The sequence below is a fragment of the Mesosutterella faecium genome (genome assembly GCF_022809315.2).
In the GTDB taxonomy this organism is placed as follows: Bacteria; Pseudomonadota; Gammaproteobacteria; order Burkholderiales; family Burkholderiaceae_F; genus Mesosutterella; species Mesosutterella faecium.
Map to the genome: position 1 here is coordinate 1019198 of NZ_JAKZJU020000001.1, position 17370 is coordinate 1036567.

18 protein-coding genes and 1 tRNA gene are annotated in these 17370 nt (G+C 59.9%); 16 read left to right on the forward strand and 3 right to left on the reverse strand.

Annotation, left to right across the window (positions count from 1 at the left end):
* From MUN46_RS04765 to MUN46_RS04780, 4 genes are all read left to right on the forward strand, one after another.
* Window positions 1–1296 (forward strand): adenylosuccinate synthase, encoded by a 1296-nt coding sequence (locus MUN46_RS04765; RefSeq protein ID WP_243376154.1) that lies wholly within the window; start codon window positions 1–3, stop codon window positions 1294–1296.
* A gap of 144 nt (window positions 1297–1440) precedes the next feature.
* Window positions 1441–1956, forward strand: a complete 516-nt coding sequence (locus MUN46_RS04770; protein ID WP_237980417.1) for a phosphoribosyltransferase — start codon at window positions 1441–1443, stop codon at window positions 1954–1956.
* 28 nt (window positions 1957–1984) lie between these two features.
* Window positions 1985–2425, forward strand: a complete 441-nt coding sequence (locus tag MUN46_RS04775; RefSeq protein ID WP_243376155.1) for a type II toxin-antitoxin system HicB family antitoxin — start codon at window positions 1985–1987, stop codon at window positions 2423–2425.
* Window positions 2426–2779: 354 nt separating this feature from the next.
* Window positions 2780–4093: a tyrosine-type recombinase/integrase gene (locus tag MUN46_RS04780; RefSeq protein ID WP_243376156.1), complete on the forward strand. Its 1314-nt coding sequence runs from the start codon at window positions 2780–2782 to the stop codon at window positions 4091–4093.
* Window positions 4094–4576: 483 nt separating this feature from the next.
* Here the strand turns inward: MUN46_RS04780 and MUN46_RS04785 are convergent, their stop codons facing one another.
* Both MUN46_RS04785 and MUN46_RS04790 read right to left on the reverse strand, forming a co-directional pair.
* On the reverse strand, window positions 4577–4807 hold the full coding sequence (locus MUN46_RS04785; RefSeq protein WP_243376157.1) for a hypothetical protein: 231 nt from the start codon (window positions 4805–4807) through the stop codon (window positions 4577–4579).
* Window positions 4808–5007: 200 nt separating this feature from the next.
* Complete coding sequence (locus tag MUN46_RS04790) at window positions 5008–5544, reverse strand: terminase small subunit-like protein (RefSeq protein WP_243376158.1); 537 nt, start codon at window positions 5542–5544, stop codon at window positions 5008–5010.
* A gap of 772 nt (window positions 5545–6316) precedes the next feature.
* On the opposite strand from MUN46_RS04790, the gene MUN46_RS04795 reads away from it, so the two are divergent.
* The 6 genes from MUN46_RS04795 (at window position 6317) to MUN46_RS04820 (ending at window position 11882) form a co-directional block, all read left to right on the forward strand.
* On the forward strand, window positions 6317–7363 hold the full coding sequence (locus tag MUN46_RS04795) for a hypothetical protein (protein ID WP_243376159.1): 1047 nt from the start codon (window positions 6317–6319) through the stop codon (window positions 7361–7363).
* 236 nt (window positions 7364–7599) lie between these two features.
* Complete coding sequence (locus MUN46_RS04800; RefSeq protein ID WP_243376160.1) at window positions 7600–7830, forward strand: helix-turn-helix transcriptional regulator; 231 nt, start codon at window positions 7600–7602, stop codon at window positions 7828–7830.
* Between the two features lie 471 nt (window positions 7831–8301).
* Window positions 8302–8463, forward strand: a complete 162-nt coding sequence (locus MUN46_RS04805) for a hypothetical protein (RefSeq protein WP_243376161.1) — start codon at window positions 8302–8304, stop codon at window positions 8461–8463.
* Between the two features lie 2 nt (window positions 8464–8465).
* Window positions 8466–8921 carry a hypothetical protein gene (locus MUN46_RS04810; protein WP_243376162.1) on the forward strand — a complete coding sequence of 152 codons (456 nt, stop codon included), beginning with the start codon at window positions 8466–8468 and terminating at the stop codon, window positions 8919–8921.
* Complete coding sequence (locus MUN46_RS04815) at window positions 8918–9940, forward strand: primase/helicase family protein (protein ID WP_243376163.1); 1023 nt, start codon at window positions 8918–8920, stop codon at window positions 9938–9940. The genes MUN46_RS04810 and MUN46_RS04815 overlap by 4 nt, the downstream gene beginning before the upstream one ends.
* Entirely contained in the window at window positions 9921–11882 is a 1962-nt protein-coding gene (locus MUN46_RS04820) for a DUF927 domain-containing protein (RefSeq protein ID WP_243376164.1), read from the forward strand. Before MUN46_RS04815 ends, MUN46_RS04820 begins: the two co-directional genes overlap by 20 nt.
* 463 nt (window positions 11883–12345) lie before the next feature.
* On the opposite strand, the gene MUN46_RS04825 is transcribed toward MUN46_RS04820, so the two are convergent.
* Window positions 12346–12432 (reverse strand) — tRNA-Leu (locus MUN46_RS04825).
* A gap of 66 nt (window positions 12433–12498) precedes the next feature.
* On the opposite strand from MUN46_RS04825, the gene MUN46_RS04830 reads away from it, so the two are divergent.
* The 6 genes from MUN46_RS04830 to rplI all read left to right on the forward strand — a co-directional run bounded on the left by MUN46_RS04830 (window position 12499) and on the right by rplI (window position 17249).
* Complete coding sequence (locus MUN46_RS04830; RefSeq protein WP_243376165.1) at window positions 12499–14838, forward strand: ribonuclease R family protein; 2340 nt, start codon at window positions 12499–12501, stop codon at window positions 14836–14838.
* Window positions 14839–14886: 48 nt separating this feature from the next.
* Window positions 14887–15666, forward strand: a complete 780-nt coding sequence (rlmB, locus tag MUN46_RS04835; RefSeq protein WP_243376166.1) for a 23S rRNA (guanosine(2251)-2'-O)-methyltransferase RlmB — start codon at window positions 14887–14889, stop codon at window positions 15664–15666.
* Between the two features lie 87 nt (window positions 15667–15753).
* The gene (gene rpsF, locus MUN46_RS04840; RefSeq protein WP_243376167.1) at window positions 15754–16182 is read left to right on the forward strand and encodes a 30S ribosomal protein S6; all 429 of its coding nucleotides are present in this window, start codon (window positions 15754–15756) and stop codon (window positions 16180–16182) included.
* Window positions 16183–16210: 28 nt separating this feature from the next.
* Window positions 16211–16495: a primosomal replication protein N gene (gene priB / locus MUN46_RS04845; protein ID WP_243376168.1), complete on the forward strand. Its 285-nt coding sequence runs from the start codon at window positions 16211–16213 to the stop codon at window positions 16493–16495.
* Window positions 16496–16505: 10 nt separating this feature from the next.
* Window positions 16506–16778, forward strand: coding sequence for a 30S ribosomal protein S18 (rpsR, locus tag MUN46_RS04850; protein ID WP_243376169.1), 273 nt, complete (start codon window positions 16506–16508; stop codon window positions 16776–16778).
* 18 nt (window positions 16779–16796) lie between these two features.
* Window positions 16797–17249: a 50S ribosomal protein L9 gene (gene rplI / locus MUN46_RS04855; RefSeq protein WP_237980451.1), complete on the forward strand. Its 453-nt coding sequence runs from the start codon at window positions 16797–16799 to the stop codon at window positions 17247–17249.
* Window positions 17250–17370 lie beyond the last annotated feature (121 nt).

Below are 17370 nucleotides of genomic sequence, written 5' to 3' on the forward strand. Positions count from 1 at the left end.
ATGGCTAGAAACGTAGTCGTAGTCGGAGCTCAGTGGGGCGACGAGGGCAAGGGAAAGATCGTCGACTGGCTGACCTCCAGGGTGTATGGCGTCGTGCGCTTCAACGGCGGAAACAACGCCGGCCACACCATTGTCGTGAACGGGAACAAGACCGTGCTGCGTCTGATCCCGTCGGGCGTGATGCACCCGGACGTGCAGTGCTTCCTGGGCAACGGCGTCGTGCTGTCGCCCTCGGCCTTCTTCTCCGAGCTCGACGAGCTCAAAAAGCACGGCCTTGACGCCGAGGACCGCATGCATGTCTCGGGCAACAGCGCGCTGCTCATGCCCTATCACGTCGCGCTCGACCACGCCCGCGAGCTCAACCTCGGGGCGAAGAAAATCGGCACCACGGGCCGCGGCATCGGACCGGCCTACGAGGACAAGGTGGCCCGCCGCACGGTGCGCGTGGCCGACCTCTACAACGAGCCGTTTTTCGAGGAGCGCGTGCGCGGGGCGCTCGACTATCACAACTTCGTGCTGAAGAACTATCTGCACGCCGAGCCGCTCGATCCCCAGAAGGTGATCGACGAGACGCTCGCCTTCGCCCCCCGGCTCAAGCCCATGGTGACCGACGTCTCCCACACCCTCAACCGCCTGATGGCCGAAGGCCGGCAGTTCCTGTTCGAGGGGGCGCAGGGCTCGATGCTCGACATCGACCACGGCACCTACCCGTTCGTCACGTCCTCGAATACCGTTGCGGGCTCGGCCACCTCGGGCGCGGGCGTCGGACCCCACCTCATCAACTATGTGCTGGGGATCACGAAGGCCTACTGCACGCGCGTTGGCGCCGGCCCCTTCCCCACGGAGCTCACCGGCGAGGAGGGCGAAAAGATCCGCCAGCGCGGCAATGAGTTCGGGGCGGTCACCGGAAGGCCGCGCCGCTGCGGCTGGTTCGACGGGGCGGCGCTGCGCCGCGCCGTGGAGATCAACGGCCTCACGGGGCTTGCGGTGATGAAGCTCGACGTGCTGGACGAGTGCGACACCGTGCGCCTGGGCGTGGGCTACAAAAAGGACGGCCAGGCCCTGGACGTGATGCCTTACGGCGCCGAGGAGGTTGCCAGCTGCGAGGTGGTCTACGAGGACTTCCCCGGCTGGAAGCAGAGCACGTACGGCATCACCCGCTGGGACGACCTGCCGCAGGCGGCCCGCCGCTATCTCGAGCGGCTCTCGGAGGTCGCCGGCTGCCCGATCGCCGCCGTCTCGACCGGCCCGGACCGCGCGCAGACGATTCTGCTGCACGACCCCTTCGAGGCCTGAAGGCCGTTCGCCGGGGCGGGCCGTGCGCGGGGAGGGCAGTTTCCTCCGCGCCGGCCGCCCGCTATCATTGAGGGCCTGGCGGCTCCGAGGTAAGGGAGGCCGCCGGGTCTTTTCTTTCATCCGATTGCTGGCAATTTTTTTCCTATGGCCGATTTATTCGTTTCCTGGCAGGACTACATTGATCTGAACGAGCAGCTGGTGCTCAAGGTGGCAGACAGCGGCTGGGAGTTCGACTCCCTGCTCTGCCTTGCCCGCGGCGGCATGCGCCCCGGGGATATTTTCTCGCGGGTGATGTCGCGCCCCCTCAACGTCCTCTCGACGAGTTCCTACCGGGCCGACGCCGGCCGCACGCAGGGAGAGCTCAGCATCAGCTCGCGCATCACCGGCACCGGCGAGATCAGGGGCAGGCTCCTGCTGGTCGACGACATGGTGGACTCGGGCCTGACGATCCGCCGCGTCGTGGAGAGCCTGAAGAAGAACTTCCCCGCCGTGACCGAGGTGCGCGTGGCCGTGCTCTGGTGGAAGGAGCGCAGCGCCTTCAGGCCCGACTACTACGTCTCCTACCTGAAGGGCGACCCCTGGATTCACCAGCCTTTCGAGATGTACGACGACCTCGGCGTGGAAAAGCTGCGCGAGAAGCGGCTCGGAGAGGCGTCCTGAAAGGCGGCGGAGGGTCAGAGGAGACGCGATGAAGGCCTTCAGCGCTTATCCGGCGTTCTTCCAGCTCAGCCGGGACGGCGTCTACAGCGTGCGCTTCAGGGACTTTGAGAACGCGGGTTCCGAAGGCCGCAGCCTCGAGGAGGCGCTGCACGGCGTGCACGCCGCGCTCATCGGGGCGATGAAGGCCTGCGTGGCCAGAGGCGAACTCATTCCGGAGCCCTCGGCCCCCCAGCCGGGCGAAGAGCTCGTGCGGCTGGCCCCGTCGCTCGGGGTGAAGATCCTGCTCGTGAACGACATGATCAGGACGGGGACCCGCCCCTCGGAGCTCGCGCGGCGCATGGGCATTCTCCCGCAGGAGGCCTCGCGGCTTCTCAATCTCGGGCACGCCTCGAAAATCGACACTCTGGCCCGGGCCCTTGAGGCGCTCGACCTGCAGCTCGTCTGCAGCGTGCAGCTGCGGGAGGGCTGAGGATTCGGGGCCGGGGGCGTTTTTCCCTGCCCCGCAGTCCCGGCCGCGGCCTTTGTGCGACAATAGCGGAACCTCAGGCAACAAAAAAGGATCTAGGGCCGATGCCGTAGATCCTTGATCGCGCGGTTCATCTGGAACCGCCGGACTGGAAGTCCGCTTAACGCTGGAGCAGTGGTGCCCGGGACTAGCGCCAAACACGTTGCTGTGGAATTCCACAGCGTGCTGTGAAGATAAATAAAAACATCAGGTTAAAAGAATTCTGAATTTTTCAGTTGCCGTTGCGTGCTGTGGATAACTGCCTACAGCTATCATGTCTAAGTAGTCCCCTAAGTAGTCCCGGAGAAACGCTGCGACATGAGAAAAGCAAAAGACCTGACGGTAATAGCCATTGAGTTCTTCATTAAAGAGACAAAGACAAAGGGGCGTGAAAGCCACATATCGGACGGAAAAGTACCGGGGCTTTCTCTCTGGGCGCGCTGCGTGCCGAAAGTGACGGCGCGGTGGAAATACACCTACAGGCGCTCCGGTGAAAACAAAACCTTCGGACTAGGGCTCTATCCGGAGGTGACGCTGAAGGCCGCGAGGGAACAGGCGGCGCGGCTCAGGGCGCAGCTTCTAAACGGAATAGATCCCCGGGAAGAGGAACGAAAGAAGAAGGCTGCGGACAAACAGGCCCGGCTTGCGGCCGCACATGATGCGATAACTGTAGGCGAACTGTTTGAACAATTTATAGAGGCCCAGAGGGACAACTGGAGCCGGGAAAAGTATCGGCTTACCGAACCCAACAGGGTACGGCGCCACATCATGCCCCTACTGGGTTCGATTTCGGTTGAGGAAGCGACAGTTTCGGATGTAGCCCGGGCGGCGAAGGCTGCGTGGTTGGAGCGCCCGGAGACGGCCAGAAAGGCTTTAGCGCTGTTGGGAAAGTTTTTCGACTGGGCCACAGTAGCGGGCTTCCGCAGAAACAAATCAAACCCGGTGAACTTGAAGCAAATAACGCTGATTAACGGGAAGGTGCGGCAGCAGGGAGGGCACCGCGGGGCGGTGGATTGGCGGCAGATTCCTGATTTATTCGCAGAGCTTCACCAGAGGAAGGGAACGGCGGCGCGGGCGCTCATGTACGCAATTCTGGCCAATGTCCGAATAGAAAACGCGATAGGGCTGAGGTGGGGCGCAGTGGATTTGGAAAAGGGCGTAGTGCGCTATCTGGCGTCCGAAATGAAGGTAAAGGGCAACGGAGACTTTACGGCTTGTCTTGCCACTCAAACCGTGCAGCTGCTGAAAGCCCAGGCTGAAGAAAATGAGACTATGGGCCTGAATGGGGGCGGCTATGTCTTTCCATCCGGGGCGAAGAAGGGCGCCCACATTACGAACGCGATCCTTGAGCAGACCATGAAGCGCATATGCATTGAGCGGGGGCTTGTAGACCGTCAGGAAACCGAACGAGCCGGAGCGCCGGTCTATCCAACCCCGCACGGGACGGCCCGCGCTTCCTTTCTTACATGGGTGGTGGACAACAAGAAAGACCGAGCGGCCGCGGAGGCAAACCTTCACCACAAGATAGAAACGAAGATAGGCGCTGCCTACAACAGGGCCGACTACATGGAAGAGCGCAGGAGGCTGACGCAGGAATGGGCCGACCTTTGCTTCTCAAAGATTCCGCACTGAAGGCAGGGGGGAATAGGGGGAAAAAGGGGGAACGCAGTATTGACGGGGCTTAGAGCTGAACAAGCAAGGGGGAATTAAGGGGGAATATAGGGGGAATAGAAGGGAAAAATTTATTTATTTTTTTATCTATCTATCTATCTATCTTTCCATTCCTTCCTATTACATCCCGGCGCTTGTTTTTGTCAGGCGCTGCTGCTCCGGCAGCTGCGATTCATCCCCATCTGGAGCGGTGAAAATGCAACTAGTAAAGCACAGCGCCGGACGGACGGGGAGAGCAAAGGACGGCGAGCAGGAAAACCTAACAAAAGCTAACCTGCTTCATGCGCGCGAAAAGTTAAAGAAATTCGGGCAGTGCTTTTCCGGTGTTGGGGGCGCCGGCGGGCAAAGAAGGCCGCAGCCTCCGCGGCCGGGACTGGAGGGAGGCGCCGGGGTGAATAGGTTTTCCGGACGGTTCGCGCGGAGGCGCGCGGAGAGTTAAGGAAATCAATCCTGCTTTGCCGGTCTTTCCGGGGCCGTGGAGGCGTCCGGCAGCGGCGCCGCATCAATTGCCCCATTCAGCCAGTCGCGGCCGCCCAGTGCCTTTAATTTCTCAATGCGGGACGGCGCAAGGAACAGGACAATGCGCTGCACCCCCTCGCCTATCTTTTTCCGTCCGGCGCCCTTTCTGGCTCCGCCCCAGTTTGGATTTTTTGGTTTGGCCGGTTTACGCGGCATGGCTGCACCTCTCAGAAAAGAATTCAGTGCATTGATTATATTGCATTTAATCGTGATGAATCAATGGCATGATTTCTTCTTGATTAAGTGTACATAAGTCATCTTATGTTGACTAAAAATAGTGAAGATGCCTTATTTTGTTGGATCTTTACATTTCTTACCGCTCTTATTGAGGCGCCTTTCCGGCGGTGAATTTAAACTTATCGCCACCTCCAACTGTTCATCCTCTTCCATTTGGCGGCTTTTAAAAACGTTTCAGCTTCCTCCATCCTTTCTACTTCCTTTCGTGCAGCCTTCCGCGCTGCGGCTTTCTCTTCCTCCAATTGGCCGGCGCAACCTTCGATCCTCTTCCTCTGGCTGAAGCGGCGATCATCCCTCAGGCCGGCTTCCCTCGCCAACCGCTGAATGTCTTCCTTGTAGGTTTTCGTGAGTTCGTCCGGGATGGCCCGGCCGGAGGCATAGATATCTTTAGAAACGGCCATGAATCGATCAAGCAGCGCAGCCCGGCGCTTGTCGTACTGCATAGAGGCCTTCTTTCTGGCTTTAATCGTATCGGCCAAAAAATCCTCGTGCTTGTTCTTCCATGCGTTCAGGGTTTGAACCGAAGGCATTCCCTCGCTGCTGCATATCTGTCTTTCCGATTCCCCGGCGCTGATGCGGGCAACAATGACGGCGGCCAGAACAGGCGAGTACATGGACGGCCGGCCCCGCTTCCTGTGCTGTGTTTCGGTGTTCATTTTCCCCTCCGCTGAAGGCTTGATTGTGATGCACCTATTTTTTCACACTAAGCCCGCGGCCACAGCCAGAGGGTACCGGCGCAGCTCCATCCCGGGGACGAGCAGCGAGGCAAGCACCCCCGGGGAGGATTGAAAACCAACTCAAACCTTCCGCGACCTTCCTGCTCAAGTTTTTGCGCGCGTACGACTTTCAGTAAAAAACGAAGGCGAAAATGAGGGCCTGGGCTTTTGCGTGACGCGCGAGGGCGCCCTGATTCCCTGCTGCGGATGGTCTGGCCCGTATATGCAGCAATTCTTCGCACGGAAGCAGACAAAAGGGGTGGAGGGTCTTTTCCGTGAAGGAAACAAAACCTGCCTAGACCGCGCCCTAAGCCAAATTTTTGCGCACGAACATCAATTTTTTGAAAAACCGGCAGCCCGGCGGCCATTGCACCCCACCCCCGGGGTCTAAAAGTAGCGGGCGAAGGCCTCTAGACCGCGACCTTAGCTGATTTTTTACGCGTGCAATTGGGATTTAAAAACCTGAGAAAACCTGAGGAAGCCGAGAAAAAGCCCGAGAAAGCCGGTTAAAACCTGAGGAAACCCGGGGAGGACGCGCGCCTGTGTGCCCGCGCGGACAGTTAAACAATAAAATCCTACTAGGTGCGCTCCCGGCGCCGGACTGATCCCCGGCGCTTTTCCTGCGGTGCTGCGAAACCCCTTTATAAGCGGCCGCAGGACGGGGAGCGGCCCATCTGTTTGATCGAGGGCGTGAAAGGGGTAGGGGGCTTGAATGAATCTTGAACAGCACAGGAAGTGGCTTTCCAAAAAGGGATGGACGGCGATAGAGGGCGCCCTGCTGCTTGCAGACATAGACCCGGACGCGGAAACTCGGGTTCCCCCAACATGGGGGCCGGCGTTCAATAAAGACATAAAGGGCTTTTTCCGTGAATTAATCATGTATTCGGGCAGCAATAGTTCCCCGGGCCGGGAGCTTCGCCGTGAGTTTTTAACGCGTGAGGTTGGTTATTGGAAATGTGCTTTTAGCGGGGTGGCTTTCCTACAACTACTAAATTTCGTAAAAATATTTGCCGCGTTCTGGGGTGCTATCGAAAAGCAAAATAATGCTCCATGGAGTGAAGAATTACGAACTTTCGATATCATTAGCGCTTTCCACTTTTACGATTTCTCTGACCTTTCAAACGAAGAGGGCAGGAGGCTTATAGATATCGAGTTCCCGATTCCATGGTTCTATGAATTTGCTAAAAATTTCGTAAGCACTGCTTCGCCCAACAATAAATGCCCCCAACCTCTGGCGCTAAATGCCCCTATTTTTGGGTTGGTTGTCGAAGGCTCTAATGATTCTGGCACCGCCGGAAAGCGATCCCTTGAAGAAATATCGCAACTGCAAGCCAATATCAAAAAAATGGAGGCCCAGATAGACCAACTAAAGGCGCAGCTCGCAGCTGTGGCCGCGGAGCGGGACGAACTAAGGAAGCAGCAAGCAGCAGCGCCTTCCGGGGGCGGCGCCGGCGAGGATGATGATCTGGGGCGGGGCGTAACGGTGCAGGATGTCCGCGAGCTTTTGAAAACCACAAAGGAACAGGCGGGCGCAGCTGCTACTCTCCCACTGGCTGCAATGATTGAAGCGTTTGTTCATGTCCGGCGGTATGGATCGAACAGGAACGGAACAAACGCGGCCATCCGGGATTATTTGAAGAAGAATTTTGTGGGTGAGGATGGAAAATGCATTTTTTCCCAGAATGTTCAGGAAGCTATGGGAAAGGTGAGCAACTGGCGGGTAAAACCGGGGCGGCCGCAGAAGAAAACTGAAGACTGAAAAACTTTTATGGGTGTCGGAAATTATGGGCACCCATAATTAAAGCTATGGGTACCCACATTTAAAGCTATGGGTACCCATATTTTTTTATTGAATTCCTCCACATACCCTTCATATTGCCGGGGGCGCCCATGCGTTGCTGTACGGCTTGCGCGTGTGGGGATCCCTCCGGCTGAAGATTCAAGCGGCGGCGATAAGGACGGCCGCCTGATGAACAGAATGGAGGAATCATCAATATGGAAACAATCACAATCGAGCCAGAGGCGAAGGAACAGGTTCGGCTTGCAGCAAGGCTTAAAGATGTGGCCGCGGCGGTTGGTCTGGGGCGCTCCACCATCCGGCAGTATGTCAGCGAGGGAACCTTTCCGAAACCCTTCAAGGTGGGGACGGCCACCCTCTGGTACTGGGATGATGTCCGGAAATGGCTGAATGAACAGGCCGAGAAATCCAGAAATACGGAGGCCTGAATATGCAGCGCATCCGCAGGAAATCAATTTCAATCCTCGACATCTTCCGGACTGAACCCGAACGCCCTCCAGTTGCCCCCAGAAAGCCCTGTAAGCCTTCCGGCGGGGATAAACAGCCGGGAACCTCAGGCAGTCCACAGAAGGGCGAGAAGGGCCGCAGAACGAAACGCGCGGCCGATATTTGCCACGGGGCGCCGCGCGGTGATAAAGTTTCCGCATCCGTATTAACAAGCGGATACGGCTTTAGCAGGCCGCAAAGCTATAGGCGAGCAATCGCCGCACTTCTTCAAGCGCGGTTTTTTGTTGCTCAATCTCATGGCGTTAGTGCGCCCGCGGTTTCTATGGGCGCGCCGTGGGGGACGCCTTCGGGCGTGCCGGTTCCTATAGCCCGGTCTGCTAACCCCCACGGTGCCGCCCGCCCTTTAGCAGGGGCGCGCGGTTCCATTCCTTACTTAGCTATAGGAGCAAGCCATGAGTAACGCTCGCAATGGCGGCCGCAGCATATCCGGCCGCAGCCTGTTTTCACCTTCTTCCCTCTCATCCATCCGGCGCCTTATTGGCGCAGCAGTGAATGTTGCTGCTTTCCTGATGGCCATTGTCTTCGTTGTTCTTTTCTTCATGGAGAGGGCTTAACCATGGCTGAGAACAAATACCCGGAAACCCTTGAAGGATTTAAGGCGGCCTACAGGTTCATGCTTCCCCCGGAGCAGCAGAAAATCGACCCACTGGAGCGGACCTTCAATCTGTATCTGGCTTACTCGTGGGCGCTCTGTTGGGATACTCCCGAAGGGAGAAACCTTTTTACAGGCGGGGCGAACGCCGCTCTGGGGCTTGAAACCCCTGAGGCCCTTGATCGGTTATCCGGAAACATAGGCGCGGTCAATGCGTTTTCGTCTGATCTGCTCAAAGCCGTTCGAATCATTGGAACGCTTGAGAAAACCGCCCCGGGCGCAATACCGGAAACAATCCCGAAAGAACTCTGCTACAGACTGCTTGTTTTGGCCCAGAACCTCGTGGATTACGGGAGGATGCTCACAACGCTGTTGGATGCGATTAGAAGCCCCTCGGACTGGAGGTGTAAAGCATCATGAGCAGATATCCGACTTTCCCTACCCGGTTCGAACTGTTCGCTGCAATGGGCATTGAAGACCGGGGCGACATCAAGACCGGCGGCCAGATCATCCGCACCAATCGGATTGATCGCGGGCGCCGGGACGATTCCGGCTACTACATGGTTTTCCCAACGGGCTGCATTCTGGCCGGCTGTTGGAGTACGGGGCTGTCCGGTCTGTACCTTCCCAAGGGCGGGCGCCGTTTAAGTAAAGAAGATATTCGCCATATGAAGGCGAAGATTGAGGCTGAGCGCGAGGCGGCCAGAATCAAACAGGAAAAGGAACATGAAGCCGCGGCCGGTCTGGCTAAGGCGGTCTGGAGCTTTTCCCTGCCGGTCAATCCCTCTTTCTGCTGCTTCGCCTATTTCCAGAAAAAGGGACTTTCCCCGGTGAGGGAATGCCGCACATTGGGCTGCATCAAAATCAAGAAACTAGCCCAACTTATCGGCTACTGGCCCCGGGGCAAGGGCGCCCGGCTGTTAGCCGGAGAGTGGTGCCTAGTCGTTCCAATCATCAAGCAGGGACGGATTCGCAGCCTTGAAATGATTGACGGAGACGGCGGCAAGTCCTTCCTCCGGGGCGGCGATCTGCGCGGCGGCTCGTGGTGTACCCAAGGAGGTTTTGAGGCGGCGCCGGTGATCGGAATATGCGAGGGAGTAGCCACTGCGCTCAGCATTGCCAGATTGAAAAAGTACGCAGGTATTCCGGTGTTCGCTGCCATGTCCTGCGGGAATCTGGAGCGAGCGGCCGAAATCATTCAAGCCGACTATCCAAACTCGGAAATCATTGTGTTCGGGGATGTGGGCAACGGTTCAGGCTGCGCGGTTTCCGCAGCGCAGCGCACCTATTCGGGGCGGTACTGCTTCCCTTCGTTTTCAGACATAGACCGGGCGGTGTTTTCGGAAACGATTGGGGGCGAGCCTACGGATTTCAACGACTACTACCAGATAAAAAAAATAGAGGGAGCGATAAAGCATCATGCTGAGCGAGAAAACTAAAAAGAAACTTTTAAGCGAGGGGCAGGACGAGACGGCGCCCGCAGTGCAGGAGGGCCGGGCCTTCCCAAAAATCGCGATAAACGGGCATGAATTTGTTCCGAAGGATGGCGCCTACTGGCTGCACCAGTCGAAGGATGCGGAGGAGGACAAGGACATAAAACTATGTTCCCTGATCCGCGTTACTGCCAAATACTCGAGCAGGGACGGGCTTACTCGCGGCCTGATTATCGAGGTGATTGATGAAGATGAAAATGCGGTGCAGCTTGTTCTGGGCATGGATGTAGTGAACGATTTAAGCGCCCTGATCAAGCGCCTTTCGAACGCGGGGCTGCGGATTTTTGCCGGATCGAGGCAGAATGGCCGCGGCCTGATCTCTGAACTTATATCCAACTTTCCCACGGCCAATATCGAGCGGCTGCGCGGCGTATCGGTGAACGGATGGATAAAGCCGGGCTACTGCTATGTACGGCCGGGCGGCGAGGTGATCGGGAAGCTTTCGACCGGCCAGAATGTCATCAGCCTGGGCCATGATTACCCGGATGAATCGAAAGGAACGCTTGAGGGATGGAAGGCGAACGTAGCGCTTCCCGGGCTTAAATCCTCGCGCATCATGACGGCGCTAGGCGTGAGCTTCGCCGGAGCGCTGCTAGCCCTGATAAACAAGAGTTCCCGGGGGATTCATTTCTATGGAACCTCCACCACAGGCAAGTCCGTTACGGCCACTGTGGGCTGTTCGGTCTGGGGGACATCCAAAAACGCTGCTGAACCCGGTTCAGGGCATTTTGGCTCATGGAACACTTCGAGCGCAGGCGTAGAGGCTCATTTCAGAAGGAATAGCTCCAGTGTCTCAGCACTGGACGAGCTGCACCTAGCGGGGCGCCTGATCCGCGACTTGAAGGATGTTTCCTTGTTTTTCGGGAACGAGCAGCCGAGGGGGCGCGGAACCCCGGACGCTACGCTGCGGAAGCAATCAGGATGGCGTGAAACGCTGATCAGCACAGGTGAAAAGCCTGTGTATGAAATCCTGATGGAAAACGGCTGCAATGACCAGTCGGCAGGAGCCGAAAGAAGGCTTACGGGGGTGAATGCCATAGTGCCCGGAAGCCGGGATATTTTCGAGCCGGGCTATTTCCCGTCCTTTGCTGATTCTTTTAAATTCGTCAATCGACTGGCTGAGATAACCGAAAACGAGCAATACGGAACCGCAGGGCCGGCTTTCGTCCGGAAGATTATCGAGCTTTACCAGAAGGAAGGGCCGGCGGCGCTGCCTGAAAAGGTGAAGGCCTTCAGGGATGAGGCCAGAAGCCGCTTCATCCCCCGGATTGATCCTTCCATGGTCGCGGGGCAGCAGCTGAATGAAGTTTTCGTAGGCTTTGAGGTTTACTATGCGGCGCTGAAACTGGCCCGGGAGTTTGAAGTGCTTCCCCCAGAGTACACAGATGAGGCCATAGGGGCTGCTATCCATTCATGCGCTGAAAGCGCTGCGGAGAGCTTCCGGGGCAGCGATTGGCAGATGAGAAACTACGCGCAGCAGATTCTGGACGCACTGGTACAGAAGGGCGGCCATTTCATCCAACGGTACGAGACGGGAACAAAGGATGATATTACGGGGGAGGTCATGGAGAACTTCACGCCGGACGAAAAAACGGAAGTGTTCGGCTGCATCCGCGGGCTTCATAAGGGAAGCGAAGACGAAACGGCTTACTTCATAAAGTCTGCCTTTTCGAAATACGTTGTTCCGGGGCGTATGGTCGATTCAGTGGCCCGGATGCTTCCCCGTTCCTGCTATGCGGGCAATATGGCGCCTTCGAGCATCAAAAACAAGGAAGAGAGGATGCGCAAGAAGTGGCTTTATAAAAGCCCAAAGCCGCTTGATGGGCTTGAGGCCGGGGTGCGCTATCTGGCGCTTAATGTCTCAGAGCTTAAGAAAATCGCAGGGTAGTAGCATGAAGCTGCGGGGGCATTCTGGCGGGGTCATCCCCGCCTTTTTATTACTCCGAAGAGGTAGAGGGAAATCACCTAGAAATGGGCCATTTTCCTTCGAAGGCGAGGAAAAAGGGGGAATTCCCCCTACGTTCCCTCCACTAAAAACAGAGATGACGACAGCAAGGGGGAAGACAACATTTAATGAAATCAATATGTTACCATATTGAGCGGATTTGTTCCCCCTTTTCCCCCTATTTTTTGAAGGGTAGAGGAAGTTTTGTAAGAGGACGGGCAAAAAAAATACCCATCCGGGCGGGGGATGGGTTCAGATCAGATTGAGCGAGAAAGCCAATCTGCTTTATATTCTAGGTCGAGCTTTCACTGCGTCAATGATCGTTTACAGCGAAGGGTTCTAAGTAGTCCCCTAAGTAGTCCCAGAATTGGGAATGCCCTTGAAAGGCCTGATACGATTGAAGCAGTGGTGCCCGGGACTGGACTCGAACCAGCACGCCGGTGAAGGCGCTAGCACCTGAAGCTAGTGCGTCTACCAATTTCGCCACCCGGGCACTGCTCAAACGAGGTTAGAATTATTATCTTCAAAACTAATTTTGTCAATATTCAACTCAAGCAAAATGCGTCGATCTAGGGTAAACGCTAGTAAAAAAGAAAAAAGAAACGCCGGGCGGCGCCGCGACGCGGAGCCGATGAGCGCCTCGCAGCTCTCGCAGACGGCCTATGAAATCGAGACCGTTCTCGGCCGGGCCGGGACTCCGCTTGCCCTCGATGAGATCCTGTCGCTTGTGCGCGACCAGTTCCAGTCGCGCAGCCGCGAGGAGGTCTCCGCAGGCCTGTCGCGGCTACTCGAGGACGGCGTGGCCGCCGAAGCCGACGGAGGCGCCTACCGGCTCTCGGCCTCGGCCGAGTGGATGGCGGGCACGGTGGCCGGCACCCGTTCGGGCCGCGTGTTCTTCGACCCCGACGGGGCCGAGGGGCGCGAGCCTTCGTACGTGTTCCCCCAGGAGCAGGCCGAAAGCGTCTTCCCGGGAGACCGCGTCCGCGTGGTGAAGCTCGGTCCGGACGGCCGCAGCCGCGTGCTCGTGTCGCTGCGCGAAGTGCTTGAGCACAATACGCGCGAGATCGTCGGCACCGTCGAGCAGCGCGGCAAGGACTACTGGCTCAGGCCCGCCGACTGCCGGATCCACGTGCCCGTGCGGCTCAGCGGAGCACCGGCGGTGCCCGGCCAGGCGGTGGTCGCCGCCGTGATCGCGCAGCCTTCGATCGGCGCGCCCGCCCGGGCCCAGGTGAAGGAGATCCTCGGGTCCGCCGACGACTCTTCGGTCGAGATCGAGATGGCCGTGCGCCGCTTCGGGCTGCCCGCGCAGTTCTCCGCCGAGGCGCTCGAGCAGGCGAGGGCGCTGCCCGACCACGTGCTGCGGCGCGACTGCGCCCGGCGGGTGGACCTGCGCGACATCGCCTTCGTCACGATCGACGGCGAGGACGCGAGGGACTTCGACGACGCGGTCTGGTGCGCTCCCCTCAAGGCGGGCGGCTGGAGGCTGCTCGTGGCGATTGCCGACGTCTCCTGGTACGTCCGGCCCGGCAGCGCCATCGACCGGGCGGCGCAGGAGCGGCTCACCTCGGTTTATTTCCCGCGGCGGGTGATTCCGATGCTGCCCGTCGAGCTCTCCAACGGGCTGTGCTCGCTCAACCCCGACGTCGACCGCTGCACGCTGGTCTGCGACGCGGTGATCACGCCCGAAGGCCGGGTGAAGGCCTACCAGTTCTACCACGGCCTCATCCATTCGCACGCGAGGCTCACCTACACCCAGGTCTGGTCGGCCCTGAAGGGCGAGAAGGAGGGGCGCGACGCGCTGGGCGCGGTGCTGCCCGACGTGCAGAACCTTTATGCGCTCTACAAGGCGCTGGCCGCCGAACGGGCCCGCCGCGGGGCGATCAGCTTCGAGAGCCGCGAGACTTTCGTGCAGACCGACGACCAGGGCCGCATCACGGCGATCCTGCCGCGCGAGCACAACGACGCCCACCGGCTCATCGAGGAGGCGATGCTTGTGGCCAATACCTGCGCGGCGGACTTCCTCGTGCGGCGCCGCGCCGAGGGGCTCTTCCGCGTCCACGAGGGGCCGACCCCCGAGAAGCTCGAGCAGCTGCGGGCGCTCCTTTCGGGCTTCGGGCTGTCGCTGGGGAGCGGCGACAAGCCTACGCCCGCCGACTACGAGGCGGTCATGCGGCAGGTCCGCGGCACGCCCGACGAGGCGGCGGTGCAGACCGCGCTGCTGCGCAGCATGCAGCGGGCCGTCTACTCGCCCGACGAGCTCGGGCACTTCGGGCTCGCCTACGAGTACTATACGCATTTCACCTCGCCGATCCGCCGCTACCCGGATCTGCTTGTGCACCGCGCGATTCACGGCATCCTCACCCGCCGCCGCTACAGGCCCGAGGTGCTCGTGGGCTGGCCTGAGGCGGCCGAGCAGGGTTTTTCCGCCCGCCCGGGCAGCCACGGCGTGGGGCAGTCCGCGGCGCAGGCCGCGGCGAAGAAGGGGCCGATGTACAAGACCTGGGCGAGGCTCGGGCGCATGTGCTCGGCCGCGGAGAGGCGCGCCGACGAGGCGAGCCTCGACGTCACGGCCTGGCTCAAGTGCCGCTACATGGAGGACTACCGCGGCGAGACCTTCGAGGGAACGGTGAGCGCGGTGACGCCCTCGGGCGTCTACGTGACGCTCAACGACCTCTTTGTCGAGGGCTACGTCCATGTCTCGAACCTCGGCTGGGACTACTACGTGTTCGACGAGTCGAAGTCGACCTTCGAGGGCAGCGCCTCGGGCGAAGTGATCCGCTGCGGGACGCCGCTTTCGGTGATCGTGAGCGGGGTGGACCTCGACTCGAGGAGCATCGAGTTCATGCGGCGCGACCCGGGCCGCAAAAAGGGCGCGAGGCGCCTGAGAAACGGCTCGTGAGCCCGGGGCACGGCACAACGACAGGCAAAGGGATAAGGAACAGACGACATGGCAGACAAGGTGATTCTCGCAGGCTTTCACGCCGTCCTCGCCCGGCTTCGGCTCAACCCGAAGACGCTGCGCGAGGTCTACATCGACCGCAGCCGGCACGACCGGCGCATGCACGAGCTGTGCGTGCAGCTGCGCGAGGCGGGGCTGCGCCCGATCGAGTCCGACGCGCAGCGGCTGCGGGGGCTTGCGGGCGACGTCCCGCACCAGGGCGTCGCGGCCGTGGCCGACCGGCTCGAGCGCACGATGAGCTTTGACGAGCTGCTCGATTCCATCAGCGACGAGACGCTGCTGCTCGTGCTCGACGGCGTCACCGACCCGCGCAACTTCGGCGCGTGCCTGCGCGTGGCCGACGCGGCCGGAGCGCAGGCGGTGATCGCGCCGCTCAACCGCTCCTCGCACGTGACGCCCGCGGCCGCGAAGGCGGCCGCCGGCGCCGAGGAGTCGGTGCCCGTGATTTATGTGGTGAACCTCGCCTCGGCGATCGCAGAGCTGCGCGAGGCCGGCGTCACGGTCGTGGGGACGGCGGGCGAGACCGAGCGCTCGATCTACGACTTCGACCAGAAGAAGGCCTTCGCCTGGGTGCTCGGGTCGGAGGGCGAGGGGCTGCGGCAGCTCACGCGCCGCCGCTGCGACGCGCTCGCCGCGATCCCGATGAAGGGCTCGGTCGAGTCCCTCAATGTGTCGGTCGCGGCCGGGGTCTGCCTCTTTGAGACGCTGCGGCAGCGCCTGGGCGGCGCCCCGGGGAAGGTGGACAACGCTTCCCGTGCAAAATTTTGAAATTTAGAGTAAAATAACTATCTTTCGTTTGTTAGTCCTTGCCGCACCGGGAGACGCCCTGGGCGGTTTTTTCCGCAAGGAGGATCAATGCGTCACTACGAAATCTGCATCATCGTGCACCCGGATCAGTCCGAGCAGGTTCCCGCGATGATCGAACGCTACAAGAACCTGGTTGTTGAACAGGGTGGAAAAATCGAACGCATCGAGGACTGGGGCCGCCGCCAGCTCGCCTACCCCATCCAGAAGCTCGTGAAGGCTCACTATGTTCTGATGAACATCGAGTGCTCCGATGCGACGCTTGCCGACATTGAAAACAACTTCCGTTTCAACGACGCGATCCTTCGCCACCTCGTGGTGAAGACCAAGCACGCCGAGACCGCCCCCTCCCCGATGATGAAGCTCGTCGAGAAGGAAGAGGCGAAGAAGGCCGCCGTCGCCGCCCGCGCCGTGAAGGCCGCCCACAAGACCGAAGAGGCTGCGTCCGAGGCGAAGCCCGCCGAGGCCGCCGCCGAGTAACCGGTCGCAGGGCAGCGCTGGTCCAGCGGTGAACACGCTCGTCCTTGACGGCACCATCGTAAAGCGCGAAGAAGCGCGCTACACGCCGTCGGGTCTGCAGGTGTTCGAGGGAGTGCTCCGCCATGAGGGAGAAGTCCGGGAAGCCGGAGGGATCCGAAAGCTCGAGTTCGAGTGCATGGTGGTGGCGTTCGGCGAAACGGCCGCGAGGCTCCAGAGCCTGGAGCTTCCCGCCCGGGTGGTCCTGAAGGGCTACATCTCGCCGCGGTCCCGCCGCACGCAGCGTCTGCTTGTTTACATAACGGATTTCAATTAGGAGTATCAAAATGGCTTTTGGTTCCAGGGGTCGTTCTGGCGGCCGCCAGTCTTCCCAGGGCAACGCCCTTTTCAAGCGTAAGAAGTTCTGCCGCTTCACCGCGGCCCACGTCGAGCAGATCGATTACAAGGATATCGACACGCTGCGCGATTTCATCCAGGACAACGGCAAGATCATGCCGGCCCGCCTGACCGGCACGAGGGCGATCTACCAGCGCCAGCTCGACACCGCCATCAAGCGCGCCCGCTTCCTCGCCCTGCTGCCCTACACCGACAACCAGTAATACCGGGGAGACATTCAAATGCAAGTCATTCTGCTTGAGAACATTCATCACCTCGGCAACCTCGGCGACGTGGTCAAGGTGAAGGACGGCTACGGCCGCAACTTCCTGATCCCCCAGGGTCATGCGAAGCGCGCCACGAAGGCCGCCATCGCTGAGTTCGAAGCCCGCCGCGCTGAGCTCGAGAAGGCTCAGGCCGAGCGCCTCGCCAACGCGAAGGCCCTCGCTGAGAAGCTGAACGGCACGAGCCTCACGATCGCCTCCAAGGCGGGCGTGGACGGCCGCCTGTTCGGCTCCGTCACCAACTCCGACGTGGCCGAGGCCCTCGGCAAGCTCGGCTTCAGCATCAAGAAGAGCCAGGTCCGCACGCCGCTTGGCATGATCAAGGCCGTGGGCGAGTATCCGCTCACGATCGCCCTGCTCAACAACGAAGTGACTGCCGACATTACCGTGCAGGTCGTTGCCGACGAGTAATCGGATGCCGCGCCCCCTCCTCTGAGGGGACCGCGCAGAGGCTGGAAGAATTTCCCGCGGCAGCGGGGGCTCTTCCAGCTTTTTTCTTTTGGCCCCGAAGCTCTTCGCTTCGGGGCATGGT